General features: G+C 40.9%; 15 protein-coding genes and 1 tRNA gene. All 16 read right to left on the bottom strand.

Features of this window, described 5'->3' with window-relative positions; all coding sequences use genetic code 11:
- Window positions 1-385: 385 nt before the first annotated feature.
- Window positions 386-1,207, bottom strand: a complete 822-nt coding sequence (locus CZ367_RS05900; protein WP_077196027.1) for a hypothetical protein — start codon at window positions 1,205-1,207, stop codon at window positions 386-388.
- Between the two features lie 239 nt (window positions 1,208-1,446).
- A tRNA-His gene (locus tag CZ367_RS05895) sits at window positions 1,447-1,522 on the bottom strand.
- An 88-nt stretch (window positions 1,523-1,610) separates the two neighbouring features.
- Complete coding sequence (gene secG, locus CZ367_RS05890; protein WP_077196026.1) at window positions 1,611-1,979, bottom strand: preprotein translocase subunit SecG; 369 nt, start codon at window positions 1,977-1,979, stop codon at window positions 1,611-1,613.
- Between the two features lie 9 nt (window positions 1,980-1,988).
- Window positions 1,989-2,756, bottom strand: coding sequence for a tetratricopeptide repeat protein (locus tag CZ367_RS05885; protein ID WP_077196025.1), 768 nt, complete (start codon window positions 2,754-2,756; stop codon window positions 1,989-1,991).
- Window positions 2,757-2,828: 72 nt separating this feature from the next.
- Window positions 2,829-3,347, bottom strand: a complete 519-nt coding sequence (locus CZ367_RS05880) for an LptE family protein (protein ID WP_077196024.1) — start codon at window positions 3,345-3,347, stop codon at window positions 2,829-2,831.
- Window positions 3,337-4,584: a sigma-54 interaction domain-containing protein gene (locus CZ367_RS05875; RefSeq protein WP_077196023.1), complete on the bottom strand. Its 1,248-nt coding sequence runs from the start codon at window positions 4,582-4,584 to the stop codon at window positions 3,337-3,339. Before CZ367_RS05875 ends, CZ367_RS05880 begins: the two co-directional genes overlap by 11 nt.
- 62 nt (window positions 4,585-4,646) lie before the next feature.
- On the bottom strand, window positions 4,647-5,642 hold the full coding sequence (locus CZ367_RS05870; protein ID WP_077196022.1) for a lysylphosphatidylglycerol synthase transmembrane domain-containing protein: 996 nt from the start codon (window positions 5,640-5,642) through the stop codon (window positions 4,647-4,649).
- A gap of 12 nt (window positions 5,643-5,654) precedes the next feature.
- Window positions 5,655-6,764, bottom strand: coding sequence for a PdxA family dehydrogenase (locus CZ367_RS05865; protein WP_077196021.1), 1,110 nt, complete (start codon window positions 6,762-6,764; stop codon window positions 5,655-5,657).
- 105 nt (window positions 6,765-6,869) lie between these two features.
- On the bottom strand, window positions 6,870-7,799 hold the full coding sequence (locus CZ367_RS05860; RefSeq protein ID WP_077196020.1) for a DUF4837 family protein: 930 nt from the start codon (window positions 7,797-7,799) through the stop codon (window positions 6,870-6,872).
- Window positions 7,786-8,826, bottom strand: a complete 1,041-nt coding sequence (rlmN, locus tag CZ367_RS05855; protein ID WP_077197378.1) for a dual-specificity RNA methyltransferase RlmN — start codon at window positions 8,824-8,826, stop codon at window positions 7,786-7,788. The genes CZ367_RS05860 and rlmN overlap by 14 nt, the downstream gene beginning before the upstream one ends.
- 272 nt (window positions 8,827-9,098) lie before the next feature.
- The gene (locus CZ367_RS05850) at window positions 9,099-9,611 is read right to left on the bottom strand and encodes a hypothetical protein (protein WP_144005942.1); all 513 of its coding nucleotides are present in this window, start codon (window positions 9,609-9,611) and stop codon (window positions 9,099-9,101) included.
- Between the two features lie 584 nt (window positions 9,612-10,195).
- Window positions 10,196-11,128 carry a DNA/RNA non-specific endonuclease gene (locus CZ367_RS05845; RefSeq protein ID WP_077196018.1) on the bottom strand — a complete coding sequence of 311 codons (933 nt, stop codon included), beginning with the start codon at window positions 11,126-11,128 and terminating at the stop codon, window positions 10,196-10,198.
- Window positions 11,129-11,485: 357 nt separating this feature from the next.
- On the bottom strand, window positions 11,486-11,737 hold the full coding sequence (locus CZ367_RS05840) for a type B 50S ribosomal protein L31 (RefSeq protein WP_077196017.1): 252 nt from the start codon (window positions 11,735-11,737) through the stop codon (window positions 11,486-11,488).
- A 140-nt stretch (window positions 11,738-11,877) separates the two neighbouring features.
- Window positions 11,878-13,254 carry a choice-of-anchor J domain-containing protein gene (locus tag CZ367_RS05835; RefSeq protein WP_077196016.1) on the bottom strand — a complete coding sequence of 459 codons (1,377 nt, stop codon included), beginning with the start codon at window positions 13,252-13,254 and terminating at the stop codon, window positions 11,878-11,880.
- Between the two features lie 25 nt (window positions 13,255-13,279).
- Window positions 13,280-14,518, bottom strand: a complete 1,239-nt coding sequence (locus CZ367_RS05830) for a DUF5689 domain-containing protein (RefSeq protein WP_077196015.1) — start codon at window positions 14,516-14,518, stop codon at window positions 13,280-13,282.
- A 16-nt stretch (window positions 14,519-14,534) separates the two neighbouring features.
- On the bottom strand, window positions 14,535-17,114 hold the full coding sequence (locus CZ367_RS05825; protein ID WP_077196014.1) for a TonB-dependent receptor: 2,580 nt from the start codon (window positions 17,112-17,114) through the stop codon (window positions 14,535-14,537).
- Window positions 17,115-17,249 lie beyond the last annotated feature (135 nt).

Here is a 17,249-nt window from a genome sequence, read left to right as displayed (position 1 = left end):
GCAGACATAGAGCCATACAAATGGATGAAGGAAATCCTTTCAAAGCCCCTGCTCGACATGACGGAGGAGGAACTCACGAAAATGCTACCTTCAAACTTCAAATAACAAATAACCCTTATATGCTGCCAGACATATAAGGGTTATTTGTTGGTGTGAAAGGCGGCTAATATTGGATGCTTACGTTATTTGTTGGTGTGAAAGTCGGCTAATATTGGATGCTTACGTTTTACCGGACAGCAATAATAAGAAATATAGAACTAATTGATGGGAAGAGCTCAATATAAAAAATAACAACCCGCTATCTAATGGATTTCTCCATTGGATAGCGGGTTGTTATAAGTGTTGATTACAGACTTTTTGTATCTTGTGCTTAGTTTACTTGCTTCTATCTGATGTGTAACTTGTTTACAGCCTTAGCTTTCAACTTGTTTATCTTATTTGATGTAGCATTACCAAACGACTTTCCTGCTAATGCGCCCTTATAGGTTGTAGCACGTGTCATTCCCTTTGCATAGTTTGTAGCTTGACGAGACAAATCAATATAGAAAGCATCTGTACAGTTTGTCCCTAAGCCGTAACCATAGAATACATCGTATCCACGCTCTTGATCGTAACCAAGGAAAAAGCCTTGGTTCTTAGAGCTAATGTCCATCTTAAATTCTTTTCCACTCTTTTTGTACTTGATAATGATGTCGCCTGAATTATTGATGAACCAAGAGAAGTCTAAAGCTTGTGTATGTCCTTCGTTATCAGTATCTGTTTCTACGCCATAACCGCGCAATTGATTTTGAGAGTTTTGATAACGGAAGAATTTCATATTTGCCGTAAATGATAGTTGTTGACGTGTAGCGTTCTCATCATCATATTGGTAAATCATATCGCCTTCCCATTCTCCTGACAGTACTTGAGCTTCTTGTACAAGTGCTTCTGTTGCATTTTGTTCGTAGTTGTTTCCCATTCCTATCGCATTCATAAACGCTTGGAACTCTGCTTCTGTTGCATTTGGATAGTAATAGAAGAAAAAGTTATAAGCTGTAAGATAGTCTGTGCCGCCTTGATAAAGGTAGTGGTAGTTTTGTACAGCCTCATCAACTATTGAATAAGATGGCGTGTTATATCTGTAAGGTTCGTCATCGCTACAACTTGTAAATGAAAATGGTAGAGCCATTATGGCCAATCCCACAAAAAATGTTGTAAGTTTCTTCATATTCTAATCTCCTATTTTTTGTAATTCTATAGCAAATGTTTTTTATTTTATGGCAAAGATAAGAAAAAACTGATATTTGGACGATACATATTTTACTATTTGGTAATAGGGTTTCCCCTAAATGTAGTAGAGTATTCACTACTTAGAATAAAAGAGAACTGAATGTGTAGTAAAACTATTTGAAAACAATATATTTTGAAAAAAAAGGAACTTCCGTTTGGAAATTCCTTTGCTCTTTTGGGTGGAAGATGGGACTCGAACCCACGACATTCAGAACCACAATCTGACGCTCTAACCAACTGAACTACATCCACCATATATGCTTCGTTCCCGAAAGCGAGTGCAAAGTTACTGAATTTATTTAAATCTACCAAATAAATTCAGAACTTTTTGCGAGAAATCTTTATTTAGCAGGCTTCTGTGTAGGTGCTGTTTGTGCTGCTGGAGCAGACTGCTTCTGTTGGCTTGCACCGAAGTTAGGCAAGTTGTTAGGATTTGTTGTGCTTCCTTCTGTTGCTGCTTTTTCGATAACGCTTTGGTCTGTTACGGCTGTTGGAGCTACGTATGCGCAACCAATGCTCAACAATACCATAACGATAGCACATCCCCAAGTTACCTTTTCTATAAAGTCGGTAGTTTTGCGGACACCCATAATTGCGTTAGATGATGAGAAGTTTGATGCCAAACCACCACCTTTAGATTCTTGAATAAGAACTACGCCAATCATAACGAAGGCTGCAATAACGATAAGTGCTACTAATAGGGTATACATTTTTTTGTTCTATTTTTTGTTATTATTTATTATCAGTTTCTCCAAAAATCGGATTTGGTCTGCAAAGTAACGATTTTTTTTCGGATATACCAAATTTAATCGCTTAATTATTTCCAAAGCTTTAGAATATCTGCCTTGTTTGATATAAATTCGTGCTAAAGTCTCTGTGAAATAGCCATTATCGTCTACTTCTACCACTTCGTTACTCTCTTCCAAGTCGGGTTCGTATTCTGTTTCTTCTTGTAGGGTAATTCGACCACCTTCTTTGTTGATAAAGTCGTCTATCAGACTTTGTCCTCTGAGTTCAGGCACAGCGTCTTCTTTCTTGCTGTTTTCTGCTTCCAAGAGGTAAGCTACGTAGTCTACCGTTGCATCGGTTGGAGTTGGTTTTCTTTTTCCTTCGGTAGTAGTGCTTTTTTCTTCGGGTATCTGCTCTAAGAAACTATCAATAAGCGACACTGTACGATCGGCCTTTGGTGGCTTCTCTGTAGTTTTTTCTGTGTTTGTTACAACCTCATTGGCTGTTGATTCTTTTATGTTGTGCAATTGATAATGGGCTGCTTCAACAAGATTGAACAATACTTTTCGGTCGGTGATATAAATCGCTGCACGACGCAATTCCTCGTCAAAGGTTGGGTCGTGTAGAAGGAAGAGATTTTTGAGCAGCAATACACGCACAGGTTGATAGTATGGGTAGAGCGCAAGAAGGCTTCGGAGGTCGTATAGAGTCTCCTTGTTTAGGTCTTCGGGGTGTTGAAAATAATGGGCTATATCCATATCTTTCTTGTTGTGCAAATGCGTGTTTCGAATTGTTTTTATTGCTTTCTAATGCTTTATATTGTGCTCTTTTTACCAATTTGCCACAGTAGCATTGAATACTTGTTCGGTAAGGTCCTTTATCATTTGTTCCACCAACTTCTCTTGAACAGAGTTTAAACTCTGTGTTGTATCGTATGTTGCATTAGCTGTGAATTGGCGTTCGAAGTCTTCGTTATGGTTTTTATTATTTGTGAAACGTACCATAATTGTCATCGAGAGTTCTGTTTGAGCTGAATATCCTTCGCTTGAAACACTCTTATTGCGTTGTTGATATTGCGTAATTTCGCCTTCTATCTTCATATCTCCATTACGTTTTACTTGTTGCAATCGAGTGTTGCGTGCAAAGATGTCTTTCATTGCATTGTTGAACATCGGCCCCATTGGTCCCCAAACGTATGCTGAGCGGATAGGAAATTCAGCTATCTGAATGGTTTTTATCTTGGTATAATCAATGCTTGCACCATTAAATTTGTAGCTTACAGCGCACGAAACAAGGCACAAAAGCGACATGATATATATAAGGTGTATATATTTTAATTTACTTTTCATTGTCTAATCCATATTGTTTAATTCGTCTGTAAAGTGTTCTGTCGCTAATTCCTAACTCTAATGCTGCCTTTTTACGATTGCCGTGATTGCGCTCTAAAGCCTTTTCCACCATTTGGCGACCAATATCGCTTAGGTTTAAGGTCTCAAATTCTGATATTTCTTCTGCCTCGGCAAACTCTATATGGCTTTCGGGTGTAGGTATTGGAGCGATAGCCGACTTTGTTGGCACGGGCAAAGTGTCGCTTGTTTCCTTTGGTAAGGGTTCAAAACCTCTTGCTCCATTGAGTGCACGAGTTTCTTCTAATTGTTTTCTGACAGTATTCAAATCACGGCGCAAATCGCTTACATTGCCACGCAATTCGTATAAAATCTTGTACAATAGGTCGCGTTCGCTTTCATAACTATGGTTGCCACCGCTTGGAATAATGGCCAGCTGAGTGGTGTCTGGGTCGTGTGGAATGAATTGTGAAAGCATCTCGGCCGTTATCTCACGTTGTTCGCTCAATACCGACATCTGCTCTGTGATGTTCTTTAGTTGGCGAACGTTACCTGGCCACTTGTAATGGAGCATTATTTGTTTCGCATCGTCTGTAAGTACAACCTTTGGGAGATGGTATTTTTCAGCCATTTGCAATGCAAAGAGACGGAACAAGAGAATAATGTCTTCGCCACGGTCGCGCAACGGAGGCATCTGTATAGGAATGGTATTGAGACGATAGAAGAGGTCTTCACGAAATTTTCCTTCGCTTATTGCCTTGCGCATATTTACATTGGTTGCTGCCACGATACGCACATCGGTTTTGCGAACTTCTTGTCCACCAACTCTAATATATTCGCCTGTCTCTAACACACGGAGCAATTTAGCTTGGGTAGCCATAGGCAGTTCGCCCACCTCATCTAAAAAGATTGTACCCTTATCTGCCGTTCCGAAGTAGCCAGCACTTTCGCCTATTGCACCTGTAAATGCCCCTTTTTCGTGCCCAAATAGTTCGCTATCAATAGTTCCTTCAGGTATAGAACCGCAATTGATAGCAAAGTATTTTTCTCTCTTTCGTGGAGAATTATCGTGAATAACACGTGGTATAATTTCCTTACCCACACCGCTTTCGCCAATTATGAGTACTGAAAGATCGGTAGGAGCTACCTGTAAAGCAATATCTAATGCACGATTAAGTGCATCGCAATTGCCCACTATATTGTAACGTTGCTTTATGCGTTGAAGTTCTGTACTATTCATTTCTGCTGACAAATTTACCTATTTATTTCTATTTGTCTGCTATTTTGGCAGAGTTTAACAAATTATTCCTTTCTCGAAACCTTTATCAAGAGCAAACCGATTGCTGTCCAAATGAGTTCGCGAACTCGCACCAAGAGAGCAACAAAGATACCTGCATTGGTGGTAAGTCCTAATCCTGTGATAGACATAAGGAAGCCTCCTTCACGACCGCCCAACTGCAAAGGCATAAAGAAAAGCATATTGGCAAAGAGGGTAGTGAACGATATAATTAATATACAGTTCAGGTAATTCACCGAAGGCATTAATACCAATAAGATGAAGAACACCTCTAATGCGCTGCACACACGGCAAAGCCACTCTATAAATACTACCGAAAAGAATGTTTTACGGTCTTGACTGTGCAAGGCTGCTATTTGTTTGTCAATATTCTCTAATTGTTCTTTGTGGGTTTCTATATAGCGTTTAGCCCAATTGCGTACGCCAGGGATATATCCTAAAAGCTTCATTGCACGTACTGCCAATCCTTTTTTATACCCTGAAAGAAAAAACCATATAGCCAACAATAGCACACAGGTAGCTACGGAGAGCATAATTGCCATAAAAACACTGACGTGCTGTGTTAGAATAAAGAGAGGAATAGAAAATAACCAAAACCAAAAGTGACTGAAAATGTGGGTCATAACGAAGAGCAGAACCGATGATGTAGCACGTTCCACCCCAATGCGTGGACTTAGCTCCATTATGCGATAAGGCTCGCCCCCCATCAGTCCTCCTGGTGTGGCATAGTTGAGCGCAAACCCAGACACACTAAGTTTATAGAGCCACCAAAAGGATATGTGCTTCTTGTCTGCATCTGTCTTTTCCTGACTCTTTATGATGATGTACCACGAAGCTGTGTTGAACATATAGAGGAAGAACCATAAGCCCACAACGGCAAAGAACCAATAGCCTGCTCGCTGAAGATTTGCCCATACTTCAGCAAAGTTTAATTGGGTTGCCATCAGTGCCAATAGTACTACCCCCAATACAAAGAATATATTTTGGTGTTTCTTTTTCATTCGCTTATTTGGTTATTCTCCCTTGGGTGCTCTATCTTCACGGCGTTTGGGGATAGAGAAACGCACCTTTTCGCTGTCGTCACGATGCTCTTTGTACAACTTTTGCAATGGGTTTTCCATTGGTTCATCGTAAGTAATGCGATTGCGGAACACGTCTATTGCCAAGTAGATGGCGTGGCGCATAGGCATTTCGTCCACCTCACCTCGCCCAGCACCTCGGTAAGTATCGGTTGTTTGTGGTGCTGTGCGAACCAATGGCAACCCTGCTAAATAGTTTACGCCTGCTTCGATGGTCATTGCACGGAAAGGGGTGAGCGCTTGGTCGTAGTACATTGCCAAAATACCATCAAATTGTTCCCAATCGTTGCTCCCGAAGAATGTATCTGTAGCGTATGGTCCAAATGCCTGTACGCCTTCAGCCTCCATTGCCTCTATGGCAGGGGCGATAATGTCTTGTTCCTCTGTACCTAATAATCCATTTTCGCCAGCCTTTGGATTAAGGGCGAGCACTGCAATGCGTGGATTAGATATGCGGAAGTCGCGGCGAATACTCTTGCATAGTTGTATTCCCTTCGATTTTATGTCCTCTACCGAAAGCGATTCTACTACTTGTTTCAAAGGCAAATTGCGTGTAACGAGAGCTATGCGCATCTTCTCGTTAATGAGCATAGATAGTCCTTGTTCTTCGGCTAAGAGATGGTCTTCTATATATCGACTCTGACCGCTAAAGTGAAACTGTGGATTGTTCTCAATAGGAGCTGTTACCAATACATCAAATCCGCCTGCACGATAGTCTTCCAAAGCTCGGTTTATGGCTTTTAGTCCTGCATTGCCCGACTCTTCTGTTGGATAACCTAAGTCTACTTTTATTTCTTCATCGAACACAGGAATAAAGTTTATTCGCCCTTCTTCTACCTCATCAATGCTATTGATAATGGTAAAGTTGGCTTCTATATCCAATGCGTTGCGGTGGTAAACTGCTACCTTTGGCGAACCATATATAATAGGTGTGCAAAGGTCGAACATTGTTTCCTCTGCAAAGGTCTTAAATATCAGTTCATATCCTATTCCGTTGGTGTCGCCATGGGTAATGGCTACACGTATTTTTTTGTTTTCGTTCATTGTATGTTGTTTTTTGTTGCTTTATTTATTTTTTGTCGGACAAGTCGGACGGGTCGGACTGGTCTGACAAGTGAGCTAAAGAGGGGCTTAGGGTGATAAGAAATATTACTCTTTCCACGTGTAGAGCGCAGCTTCCAATGCCCTTAGTTTGTTGCGTTTTTTGCTCTCGGGTGCATATACAAAGGCTTCTGCCACAAGTATGTGCCTTTGCAAGAGCGGTTTATGCTTTCGCATATATGCTACGAATGGTCCTCCCATAGCATCATTCTTCATTTCCCAAAGTCCACGAATGGTAGTCGAAACTTCCTTATTGATGCTTGTTGATACGATAGCACTTGTCTGCACGTACATATTATTGCGCTCACCCAAGATGTTTCGTTGCATTACGCTATCTCGTTGTTGGCGAAAATCTCCCTCGTTGATGGTGTACAAACAGAGGTTTGAAACGCCCGATGTTGCATTATTAGAGAGCCAAAGAAAGTTTTTGCCTTCCTTGCTGGCCTGCAGCTCTACGGGGACTTGTATATCTATGCCAAATAGCTTTCGTATTTTTGCTTCAGCCTCCACATTCCTATGCTTTGCCAAGTGGACTTGTGTTCGGTGCAACTCTTCTTTTACAAGGTAGTTGCGTAGTTTTTTGCCATTGCTTATCAGGAAGTTGTGCAATGCCTCCTTAGAAGGTGCATCTATGGTGAGAATAAGCTGTGGAGCAGCATACACATTGCGTCTGCTACTTACATTCACAGCCTTATGCTTTTGCTTGTCAATTTCTACTATCACCACATTGCGTACCAATCTGCTATCGGCTTTAAAGTTAGCTTTCGAAACCATCGTTACGTCAAATGTAGGCTCGCTTTGTGGCAATCCTACCATAGGTTCGGACAATAGTTGATAAATCATACTATCTTTATCACCCACCACGATAGCTTCGTAAGCGTGCCCATAGCTCATTGGTGTGAGTGCGTTCTCTTTGCAGCCCACACACAGCAATTGTCCTATGAGGGTGATAAACAACGCCCCTTTAAGCCCTTTCATCAGCTATCTTTTTAGCCGTAGAAAGCAATCCGCACGCTGCAAAAATGTCTTGTCCACGGCTGGCACGAATAGTAGTAAACACACCGTGCGAGGTGAGATAGTCTCTAAATTCTTCCATCTTCTTATCGTCCACTCCGTGAAGTGGTACGTTAGGAATGGTGTGGAAACGAATAAGATTGAAACGGCAGTCCAAACCCTTTACAAGGTTGATTATGGTCTTGGCGTGTTCTACAGAGTCGTTTACGCCCTTGAACACTATGTATTCGAACGACAAACGGCGTTGGTGTGCGAAGTCGTAATTGCGAAGCAGGTCTACTATTTCGGTAATCGACATCGCCTTTTCGCCGGGCATTATCTCTTTTCGCTCTGCAGGAATAGGCGAGTGCATACTGATAGCCACGTGGCAATCGCTCTCTTCAAGAAAGCGTTTCAGTTTTGTTTTTATGCCTATCGAACTCACTGTAATACGCTTTGGCGACCACGCATAACCATAGTCGGCAGTCATTATCTGTGTGGTGCGGAGCACATTTTCGTAGTTGTCCATTGGTTCGCCCTGACCCATAAACACGATATTGGTAAGTTTGTCACGTTCGGGGAGCGAATATATCTGATTGAGAATGTCGGTTGCCGAGAGGCTTCCTTCAAATCCTTGTTTACCTGTTTGGCAGAACAAGCAATTCATCTTGCAGCCCACTTGCGACGATACACAAAGCGTAGCACGGTCTTCATCGGGGATATAAACCGACTCAACAAACTTTCCGTTCTCTGTTGGGAAAAGATACTTTATAGTTCCGTCCTTCGAGTATTGTGCATCAATATGCGCCTTGCAACCTATGGTGTACGCCTCCTTCAGTCGTTCTCTGTTCGCTTTCGATATGTTGGTCATTTCGTCAATAGAGGTAACGTGCTGTGTATAGAGCCATTTAGCCATCTGACCTCCTGTAAAGGCAGGCATTCCTAAATCCTTGGCAACTGCTTTCAGTTCCATAAGGTTCATTCCCATCAACGATTTCTTTTCCGCTTCCATATTCATTTTGTATATATGGTGCAAAGATAGCCAAAAATAAGTAACTTTGGTGTTTTTCTTGGGTTTAATTCACAACAAAAGGAGGTGTCAAAGCCAAAATACCCCATTTGATTTGTGAGAATTAGCAAGAGTAATAATGAGGAGGTATAGTTTTGTCGGACAGGTCTGACTTGTCTGACTCGTCCGACAAGTCCCGACCTGATTGATTAATTTGACAAAACTACCCCAATATAGCATTTTGGCTTTTAACTCCTCCTAACTCCTAAACTAACTTATTTCCACACACTTGGTTTGTTGTGTGTGTAAACGTCCAATACCGCCTCTTTATCGCCAAATGGCCCGATGCACAACTCGTTTTCGTTTACATATTCAAACATTGTCATTAATACCACCGAGCCACCTGTTTCTTGAATATCTCTCAGTTCTAAACTTGGACAATTATACTCTTTATTCCATCTTAATTGCCATTTGCCGTGCTTCTCGCATACATTTGTTTGTACCCATTGTTGTGGAGTGTCATTCTTGTTTTCGGTCTTGGTATCTTTTGCGAACCATCTTGCTTCAAATTCGTAGTTACCATCGGCTTTGAAGTTGTACATCTTAACAAAATATTTGTTGTCATTTGGTTCTTCATAATACCATTTGCCTACAATTTTATTGCGATACTTATCGTTCAATGCTTTAGTTTTTTCTCCTTGAGGGGTAAGTTTTGGTTCTCTGTCACACGCTGCGAAAACAAAGCCAATTATCAAGATGGCTAATAGGGATAATGATAGTTTTTTCATTTTATGTTAAGAATTAGTGTTTGATGATATATAAACGAAAAGTTGGTTGTTTTGTTGTAATTATATGCAACAAAAATATTTTTGAGCGTTGTTTTTATGGTATTAACTTCGGTGAAAAGACGAGACAAAACGTGAAGTGGGGTAAACCCAAATCGCTCATTAGCCCGCAAAGGCTTTTTAAAGCGTTTTGCTGTTATGCTTTTCTTCGTCTTTGCACCTTATTTTGGCTCTTTTCGTTTGTTTTTTTCAGTTGTTTAGCTTGCTAAACGTCTTCAAAAACAACCAAAAATAGCTCAAAATAAGCTCGCAAATCTCGAAGAAGTCTAACGACCGATTTTGGGTAAATGATGTAAGGAAGAATAGACCAAATATGAATTAAGGTAGAAATACGAAAAACGTCTTTATAACCCTTTGTAAATAAGGAGGTTATAAAGATGTTGTAAAAGATATATCTTTTAGCGTTAAAACATATATGTTTTACCCTCTCAAAGTTGAACTTTGGGAACGCCAAACATATATGTTTTGCTTTTTAAAGATTGATGTTTTAAAAACGTTAGGTAGAGTGAAGAAAAATAGAACAATAATTATATAATGTTCCACACCTTAATCATACTTTCTTTGTCGGCTGCCTCAATCTTGTTTTCTATATCGTCGGGCAGATTGCAGAAAAAGTCGATACCTGTTAGTTGTTCCAATTCGTCAATGCTTATTACGTAAGGTTTGAGCGACTTGTCTTGGTTGTTTTTGTGTTCGAACCAAAAGGCAATGGCTTTGTATTCCCACTTGTTGCGATAAGCATCATAATATTTCATTACGGCTGTTGAGAAGTAATAGCCAGGTACGATGAACCCGTCACGGCGATGCTCTTTTATTTGGTTTTCCTTATCGATAGTTCCGCCACGGCAAACAAACATTGTGTCCTTGCTGTTGATATTGAGTGCAGCTCGCATTTTGTGCTCCATTGTAAGCCAAATGCCTCCATTGGCATCGCTTCCGTTGAATTTTTTCAGTTGTGGCTGCATATTGCTGATGAAGAAAGTTTGTCTGTTGGCTTCTTTAGAGTTCAATCGGTCGGCAGAAGGGCAAAGGTGTCCGTGGTCGTAACCTGAACCATAGAAATGGTCATCACTGAAAGCCATTGTGTAAGGTATCTTAGGGTCGGACGGATATTGATTTTGTTTGTTTTGCCATCTACCCGTATTTGTTTTGCTATTGCTTGCATATTGTTGGTAGCAAGTCCAGCGGTTCGACCGCTTTTCTCCGTCCCATTCTAAACTGAAGTTTACTTCTCCGTCGCTTAGTGTGTGGGTTACGATGATGCTTTTCCCACCCTTAACACGTGGAAATTCTACACGATGAGTTATTGGGTTGGTCTCCTTAAAGTTAGAGTTGCTATTGTTTTGTGCTTGGGCCTGTTTGTTGTTTATGCCTTCGTTCTCTTTGCTGCAAGCTATGAATGCTGCTGATGTAGCGAAGAGTAGGGCAACTGAAGCTGCTGCTAATCTATTTATTTTCATATTATCCTGATTTTAACCCAAATCGGTCGTTAGACTTCTTCGAGATTTGCGCGCTTATTTTGAGCTATTTTTGGTTGTTTTTGAAGACGTTTAGCGAGCTAAACAACTGAAAAACAAACGAAAAGAACCAAAATAAGGTGCAAAGACGAAGAAAAGCATAACATCTAAACGCTTTTAAAAGCCTTTGCGGGCTAATGACCGATTTGGGTTTAATGAATAGACAACAATCACGTTTGGGTTGTTGTTATTTAGTCTTTCTGCCCCAAAGGCAGTCTTTTGGCTATATGAAAAAAGTGCGGACAAGCGCATATGCAACTACGCTTGACCGCACTTTATGATGTTGTGGGTATATCGTCTTTACTTCTTCAACTTACCGTAACGGTTCATGAAGCGGTCAACACGACCTGCTGTATCCACAAGCTTGCTCTTACCTGTATAGAATGGGTGAGAGGTGCTTGAGATTTCGACTTTTACCACTGGGTAAGTTTCGCCTTCAAACTCTACTGTGTCGTTAGTTTTGCAAGTAGACTGTGAAAGGAACATATCGCCGTTGGACATATCTTTGAATACGACGGGGCGATAGTTTTCTGGATGAATACCTTGTTTCATTTTACTTAATTGTATGTTTGTTAATATTTAAAATATCGTTTTTGTTGTGTCTCCTATGTATAATACCCTAAGAGATACCTACCAACAGGGTGCAAAATTACGAATAATTCTGCACCCTGCCAAATATTTACGTTAGTTTTTTACTTTACAATAACGTTCTTAATCTCCCAAGTTGGAGCTACTGCCGAGGTGCTATTGTATTCGAAAGCAAGATAAACTTTGTCTTGACCTGCAAATTCTTTCAAGTCGCAAGTTGAGTCAACAAAAGTCCAGTTTGTACCTGCTGCCTTGTTATTGATGGTAAGTTCTTTCCAATTGGTAGCATCGGTTGATGCAAAAACCTTAATCGCATCTGTGTAAGCCAAGGTCTTGAGATAGTTTACAGTATTGTTGAAAGTAAGTGTAGCTGTAGTCAAACCCTTCAAGCTGAATACAGGTGAAAGGATGCGGCTGTGTGCTTCAAAATTGTTAGGCTTGATGAATGCCGAAGCTTTCATTTGCTTGTTCTTGGCATCGTGGTACCATACGTGGTCGAGACCTGCTGGGAGGGCTTGGGTGTTGACGATGGTAAAGTTTGCCATATTCTTATCGAAGGTTACGTTAAGACCTACGTTTGAAGGAGCAACTGTGCCACCACCATTGCTATTGATGCTAACGAGTGCGCCGTATGCTATCTGTGGAGACTTGCCTTGATAGTTGTCCAACTTACCCTTTACAATAACCTTGTCGCCTTTTTTGATTTGGTCGGCTGATGTAAACTTTTTACCGTTTAAGTATTTACCGTGGAATACGTAAAGTTGTCCGTTGGTTGTGCCATCGTCAGAAATGTAGTATTCTGCGCTACCATATTTTTCTGTTTCTACGCTCTTGATTTCAGAGATGATACCCGAAACATATACTTCTGCAGTTGGTAAGGTTGCTGTCTTGATGGTTTCTTGTGCCTTAGCTACGTTGTAAGGCGATGTTGCTGTGCCTTCACCTGTTGGAGCTACAGTAGATGTTCCACCACTTGTGCTGCCACCTTTCTCCTTAGTTGTACCATTGAGTGAGTAGATGTAATTGCTCTTCTCCATCTCCTTGGTGCCATTAAAGTTGATGAGCTTACCACAAACGATGAGGTCGTCGCCTGCTTTAAGTTGATCGTTCGATTTGAATTTCTCGCCTCCCAAGAAGTAACCACGATAGATAAGGAACTGGTTAGATGGTTTGCCATCGTCTGAAATGTAATAGCTTGCGTTGCCGTAAGTTGCAGTCTCAATTTCCTTGAGGCTTACAAACTTACCTTTTACATATACCTCTTTGGTAGCATCACCGCCTTTAGCAATATAGTTTTGTGCAGCTACAACGTTAAACGGGTCTTCCTTCGTACCTGTACCTGTTGCGATAAGGTCGGGTGTTTTACTCTTGTTACCATTCTCGTCGAAGGTCATATTGTATGGCATTGGTACATCTTCACAGCTTGTAAAGCCGAATATTGCTACTGCCAATACAAATATTGAATTGATTAATTTCTTCATATCTGTTTATTCTTAGTTTTCGTTATTAATTGATTGTAATAATCTTGCTGCCCTTGTCTACTTCAGGATTAGTGTTATTATAGAGCTTGAGTTTGCCCACGATAAGTACTTTCTTTCCTTCAGCAAGCTGACTTCTTGATGTGAAATGGTCGCCATTGAGATAGTAACCACGGAACACTTGGAGCTGGTTGTCGGTCTTGCCATTATCAGAGATGTAATAAGTAGCATTGCCGTACTTGCCAGTTTCATCTACTTCATCAATTTGTGAGATGATGCCTTTTATATAGTATTCTGTTACACCATCAGCCTTGCCAGAGTTGATAAGGCTCAATGCACGTGTTACATCAAATGGAGAGGTTTGTGTTCCTTCGCCTGTGCCTGCTAATCCTTCGAGAGGGTTAGCCTTTACGGCTGGTTTTACATCGTCCAATGTACGGATAATAAATTCCCATTTGTTGTTGAAACGCTTTACAATACCTATAATATCAACCTTTCCTGTTGGAACTTTTGCATTTGCGAAGTCGGCAAAATTGCTGTTATAAACTACTACCTTTCTGCCATCTTGTTCTTCTAAGGTCCATTCTATTGAACCTGCGCTGCCTGAAGCATCTGCAAATGTACCATTAACAGGCTTAGAACTTGATTTAAAAGTTACGTTTCTGATGATACCCAACTTGCCACAATCTTTTCTTAAATCCCAAGTTGTAGGAGTAGAACCTACTGCAAACTCTTGTGGTTCAACAGCGTGTCCTGATGAAAGTATCTTGAAATGCTTTTCCCAAGTTGCACGGCTGATACGTCCAATCGAAGTCGATCCCTTAGCACTTTGCGATGGTACACCTATCTGAGCTTGTAAACCATAGTTCCCAACATAGAGATCTTTTAGGTCTACAAGGATTTCTGTGCCCACAGGAAGATAACCATAAAGACCGCCTTGTGCTACCGAGATGATGATAGCAGCAGTCTTGTCCTGTATAGCAATTTCATTATAGATATTGCCTTGTACATCTGAGCTGGTTACAACACCCTTTATCTTTAAGTCTTCTGTAACTTGCTTATAGCTTACACCATTACGATAATCGGTGTTGATAACGGTTGCAAACTTGTCTTTAAGCTCTGCTATCGTGATGACGTTCTCTTCCTTTAAATTGTTATTTCCGTATGGCGCAGGCTCGTTTTCGTCAGTTCCTGCATATCTGTCGCCCATACACGAAGCAAAGAGGGCGCAGATGGTTGCCATCATTATATATTTTAAATTCTTCATATTTTGTGTACGTGATTTAGAATTTATAAGCTACATTGAGCATACCATTGATGCCGTTTGCATAGTACTTCTTAGGATTGCGATAGAAGTCGTAAGAGCGTGCAGACGCTTCACCTGTTCTTGAGTTCACAGTGTAGCTGCTTCGGCTTTGCTCGTATCCACCTGTAACGATGTTACGGTTGTTGAGTACGTTGGTCAACATCAAGTTGATAGAAAGGCTACCACGTTTCAAGTAAATGTTCTTACCGATAGAAGCGTCAAGCATAAAGCCACCTTTGCCTTCGCTTTGTGCATATGGAGTGTAGTTGCCTTCAGCGTCTATACCGCCAAACTTTGTACCCATTGTCTTCAAAGTGCTGCCATAACGGAGACTTGGAGCATATGAGAGATAAATTCTGTCGTAATAGTTTCCGCTCAAATCAATAAACCAACCGCTTTGATGGAAGCTTAAAATACCGCTATAAGCTGAGAGTGGTGTACCACTTTCGTGCATTCCTTCATTGTAAACAACCTCTTTTGTAAATGTACTCTTTGTAGAATTCATATATACAGCGTCGGCGTTATTGATGTTCTTAGCTTCTGTCCAAGTACCCAAAGCCTTGAAGTTGAGGAAACTTGTAATCTTGAAATCAAGACCCAATTCTACACCATAGTAGTCTTTTTTCATATTGGTCATACTCAAATAAGTAAACGAGTTGGCGTCATCGAAGTAGAAATTTTGCCATTCGGTTACGTGTGTGAGATGATTGTAGTATGCGCTAAGGTTTGCACGAAGCCAACTTCCTGAGTATTGGTAGCTAAGTTGGCTTGAGAAGATACGTTCATTACGCAAGTTTTGAATGAAGTCGTTGTTCATTTCAGGTGAAACAAACGCATTGCTTACCTGTGGTGCACGATGCTCATAGCCTAAGCCAAGCGCAACCACATTGCCACCTCCGAGTGTAATAGTTCCATTAAACTTAGCTCCACCGCTAATGAAGTCAGCGTGGCGGCTCTTGCCAAACGAGTTGTCTGCAAACATACCATTGCGCATATGTCCGTGTCTGTACATATTGTCGTAACCCAATTTGGCAGCAAACATATAATGTAGGTTACCGAAAGTTTCAGCATAGTTAGCCCAAACTTTAGCATTACGCACATTCAAATTGTAGTCGAAACCAAACTTATCGCCTTCGTAAACCAATGCCCCTAAACCTTGTGTGCCCATTGTGTTCAAGTCGTACTGAATACGAGGATCATTTGCAGCGTATGTACCAATAGCGTATGTGTTAATGTTATGGAAACTCTTTGCACCCAAGAGGTCTTCCATAGTTTGATAATGGCGACCAAAGTTTTGTCCAAGCATAAAGCCTACGTTGAACAACTTGTTCTTGTCAATATGATTGGTAAGGGCTGAAGACAATGTTATAGTGGTGTTATCATTGTGCTTAGCCTGAACATAGTAGAGCGCATCCATACCTTGTGCAGCCGCTTGACGGTTCGCATAGTAGAGCTTATCCCATTGTATTTGGCGATTTTCCTTGTTTCCCCACCACTGAACAGCCGTATTCCAATCAGCAAAAGCCTGTGCTGTGCGATAACGAGTATTGTTTTCGTTCCATACATCATAATAGCTACTTGGAAGATTCTTCCAATAGTCTGGCTGTGGATTATCGCTGTTGTTGTAGTTCAACTTGGTGCTCTTGTACTTAGAGTATTTACCAAATAGAGATGTTGTCAGCTTCAATTTCTTGTTAATGTCCCAATCCCAAGTCATAATAGCTGCAGGAGCAAAGTCGTTTACTACACGGCTGTTGCGCTTATGACCATTCTGAAAGCCCCAATAAGGATTGTAATAGCGGTCGTTAGCCAACCAATAAGCCTCATCGGTACTTGCTCCTTGCGATGAGCGCTCGGTTGGGTTACCCCAAGTAGAAAGGCTTAACGAGTGTCCGTTGTTCCATTTCTTCTGTACACCAAAGAAGTAAGACAAGGCATTGTAGAATGTTCCTTCAGCGTAACCACGATTTGCCCAACGGTAAGTTAGGTTTGCTGCAAATGCCCAACCTTTGTTGTTAAATCCACTGCCGTATGTGTACATACCACGAATGGTGTAGTTGCGATTTGTACCTGAAAGTGTGATGCGATGTCCACCAGGCATTGAACCTGCGCGGAAGTCGAAATTACCACTTCCAGCCATACCTGTCATAGAGAAGTTGTTGTTCTCGAAAGGCAAAGCAAAGTCTACGTTACGTGTCTGTTGGTTCAATCCACCTACAAGCGAATAACGAAACTGTCCGCTTTCCATATCGTTTACAGGCGCACCATTAATATAAACTTCGTTATATTTCCCGTTATACGCACGATAGCGGTATCGCATAGGCGAATAGAGATAGCCTACCGATGAGACATACACATTGCTATTTGCATTTAGGATTGTAACATTTGTACTTCTGTCGTTATCCTCTCCTAACTGTGCCTCAGTGATAGTGAAGGCAGATTCGTCTATCACGTTAGGCGTTTGTTCCTGCTGCTTTGTCTCTGTGTTTGTGTTCTGCGCAATAACCATTGTAGAACTACAAAGTGCTAAGACAGCAAGTTTCAGCTTATTCTGCATAGTTAAAAATTTAATATTAAATTACACTTTATAAATGCAAAGTAACGAAATATATTTCAATAAAGAAAGTTTTTATTGATATAAATTTCATTAATCTTGCTTTATTTTCGGATTATTTCACGATATTTGCACCAT

This window comes from Prevotella ihumii, from assembly GCF_900155655.1.
GTDB classification, from domain to species: Bacteria; Bacteroidota; Bacteroidia; order Bacteroidales; family Bacteroidaceae; genus Prevotella; species Prevotella ihumii.
This window is presented reverse-complemented; position numbering and strand designations above follow the sequence as displayed.

Bases quoted from the DNA above. Each gene is read 5' to 3' on its own strand.
- CZ367_RS05865 (WP_077196021.1), bottom strand. From the start codon at position 6,764: ATGAACGAAAACAAAAAAATACGTGTAGCCATTACCCATGGCGACACC.
- CZ367_RS05875 (WP_077196023.1), bottom strand. From the start codon at position 4,584: ATGAATAGTACAGAACTTCAACGCATAAAGCAACGTTACAATATAGTG.
- CZ367_RS05835 (WP_077196016.1), bottom strand. From the start codon at position 13,254: ATGAAGAAATTAATCAATTCAATATTTGTATTGGCAGTAGCAATATTC.
- CZ367_RS05845 (WP_077196018.1), bottom strand. From the start codon at position 11,128: ATGAAAATAAATAGATTAGCAGCAGCTTCAGTTGCCCTACTCTTCGCT.
- CZ367_RS05860 (WP_077196020.1), bottom strand. From the start codon at position 7,799: ATGAAAGGGCTTAAAGGGGCGTTGTTTATCACCCTCATAGGACAATTG.
- rlmN (WP_077197378.1), bottom strand. From the start codon at position 8,826: ATGGAAGCGGAAAAGAAATCGTTGATGGGAATGAACCTTATGGAACTG.
- CZ367_RS05900 (WP_077196027.1), bottom strand. From the start codon at position 1,207: ATGAAGAAACTTACAACATTTTTTGTGGGATTGGCCATAATGGCTCTA.
- CZ367_RS05830 (WP_077196015.1), bottom strand. From the start codon at position 14,518: ATGAAGAATTTAAAATATATAATGATGGCAACCATCTGCGCCCTCTTT.
- CZ367_RS05880 (WP_077196024.1), bottom strand. From the start codon at position 3,347: ATGAAAAGTAAATTAAAATATATACACCTTATATATATCATGTCGCTT.
- CZ367_RS05825 (WP_077196014.1), bottom strand. From the start codon at position 17,114: ATGCAGAATAAGCTGAAACTTGCTGTCTTAGCACTTTGTAGTTCTACA.
- CZ367_RS05885 (WP_077196025.1), bottom strand. From the start codon at position 2,756: ATGGATATAGCCCATTATTTTCAACACCCCGAAGACCTAAACAAGGAG.
- secG (WP_077196026.1), bottom strand. From the start codon at position 1,979: ATGTATACCCTATTAGTAGCACTTATCGTTATTGCAGCCTTCGTTATG.
- CZ367_RS05870 (WP_077196022.1), bottom strand. From the start codon at position 5,642: ATGAAAAAGAAACACCAAAATATATTCTTTGTATTGGGGGTAGTACTA.
- CZ367_RS05850 (WP_144005942.1), bottom strand. From the start codon at position 9,611: ATGAAAAAACTATCATTATCCCTATTAGCCATCTTGATAATTGGCTTT.
- CZ367_RS05840 (WP_077196017.1), bottom strand. From the start codon at position 11,737: ATGAAACAAGGTATTCATCCAGAAAACTATCGCCCCGTCGTATTCAAA.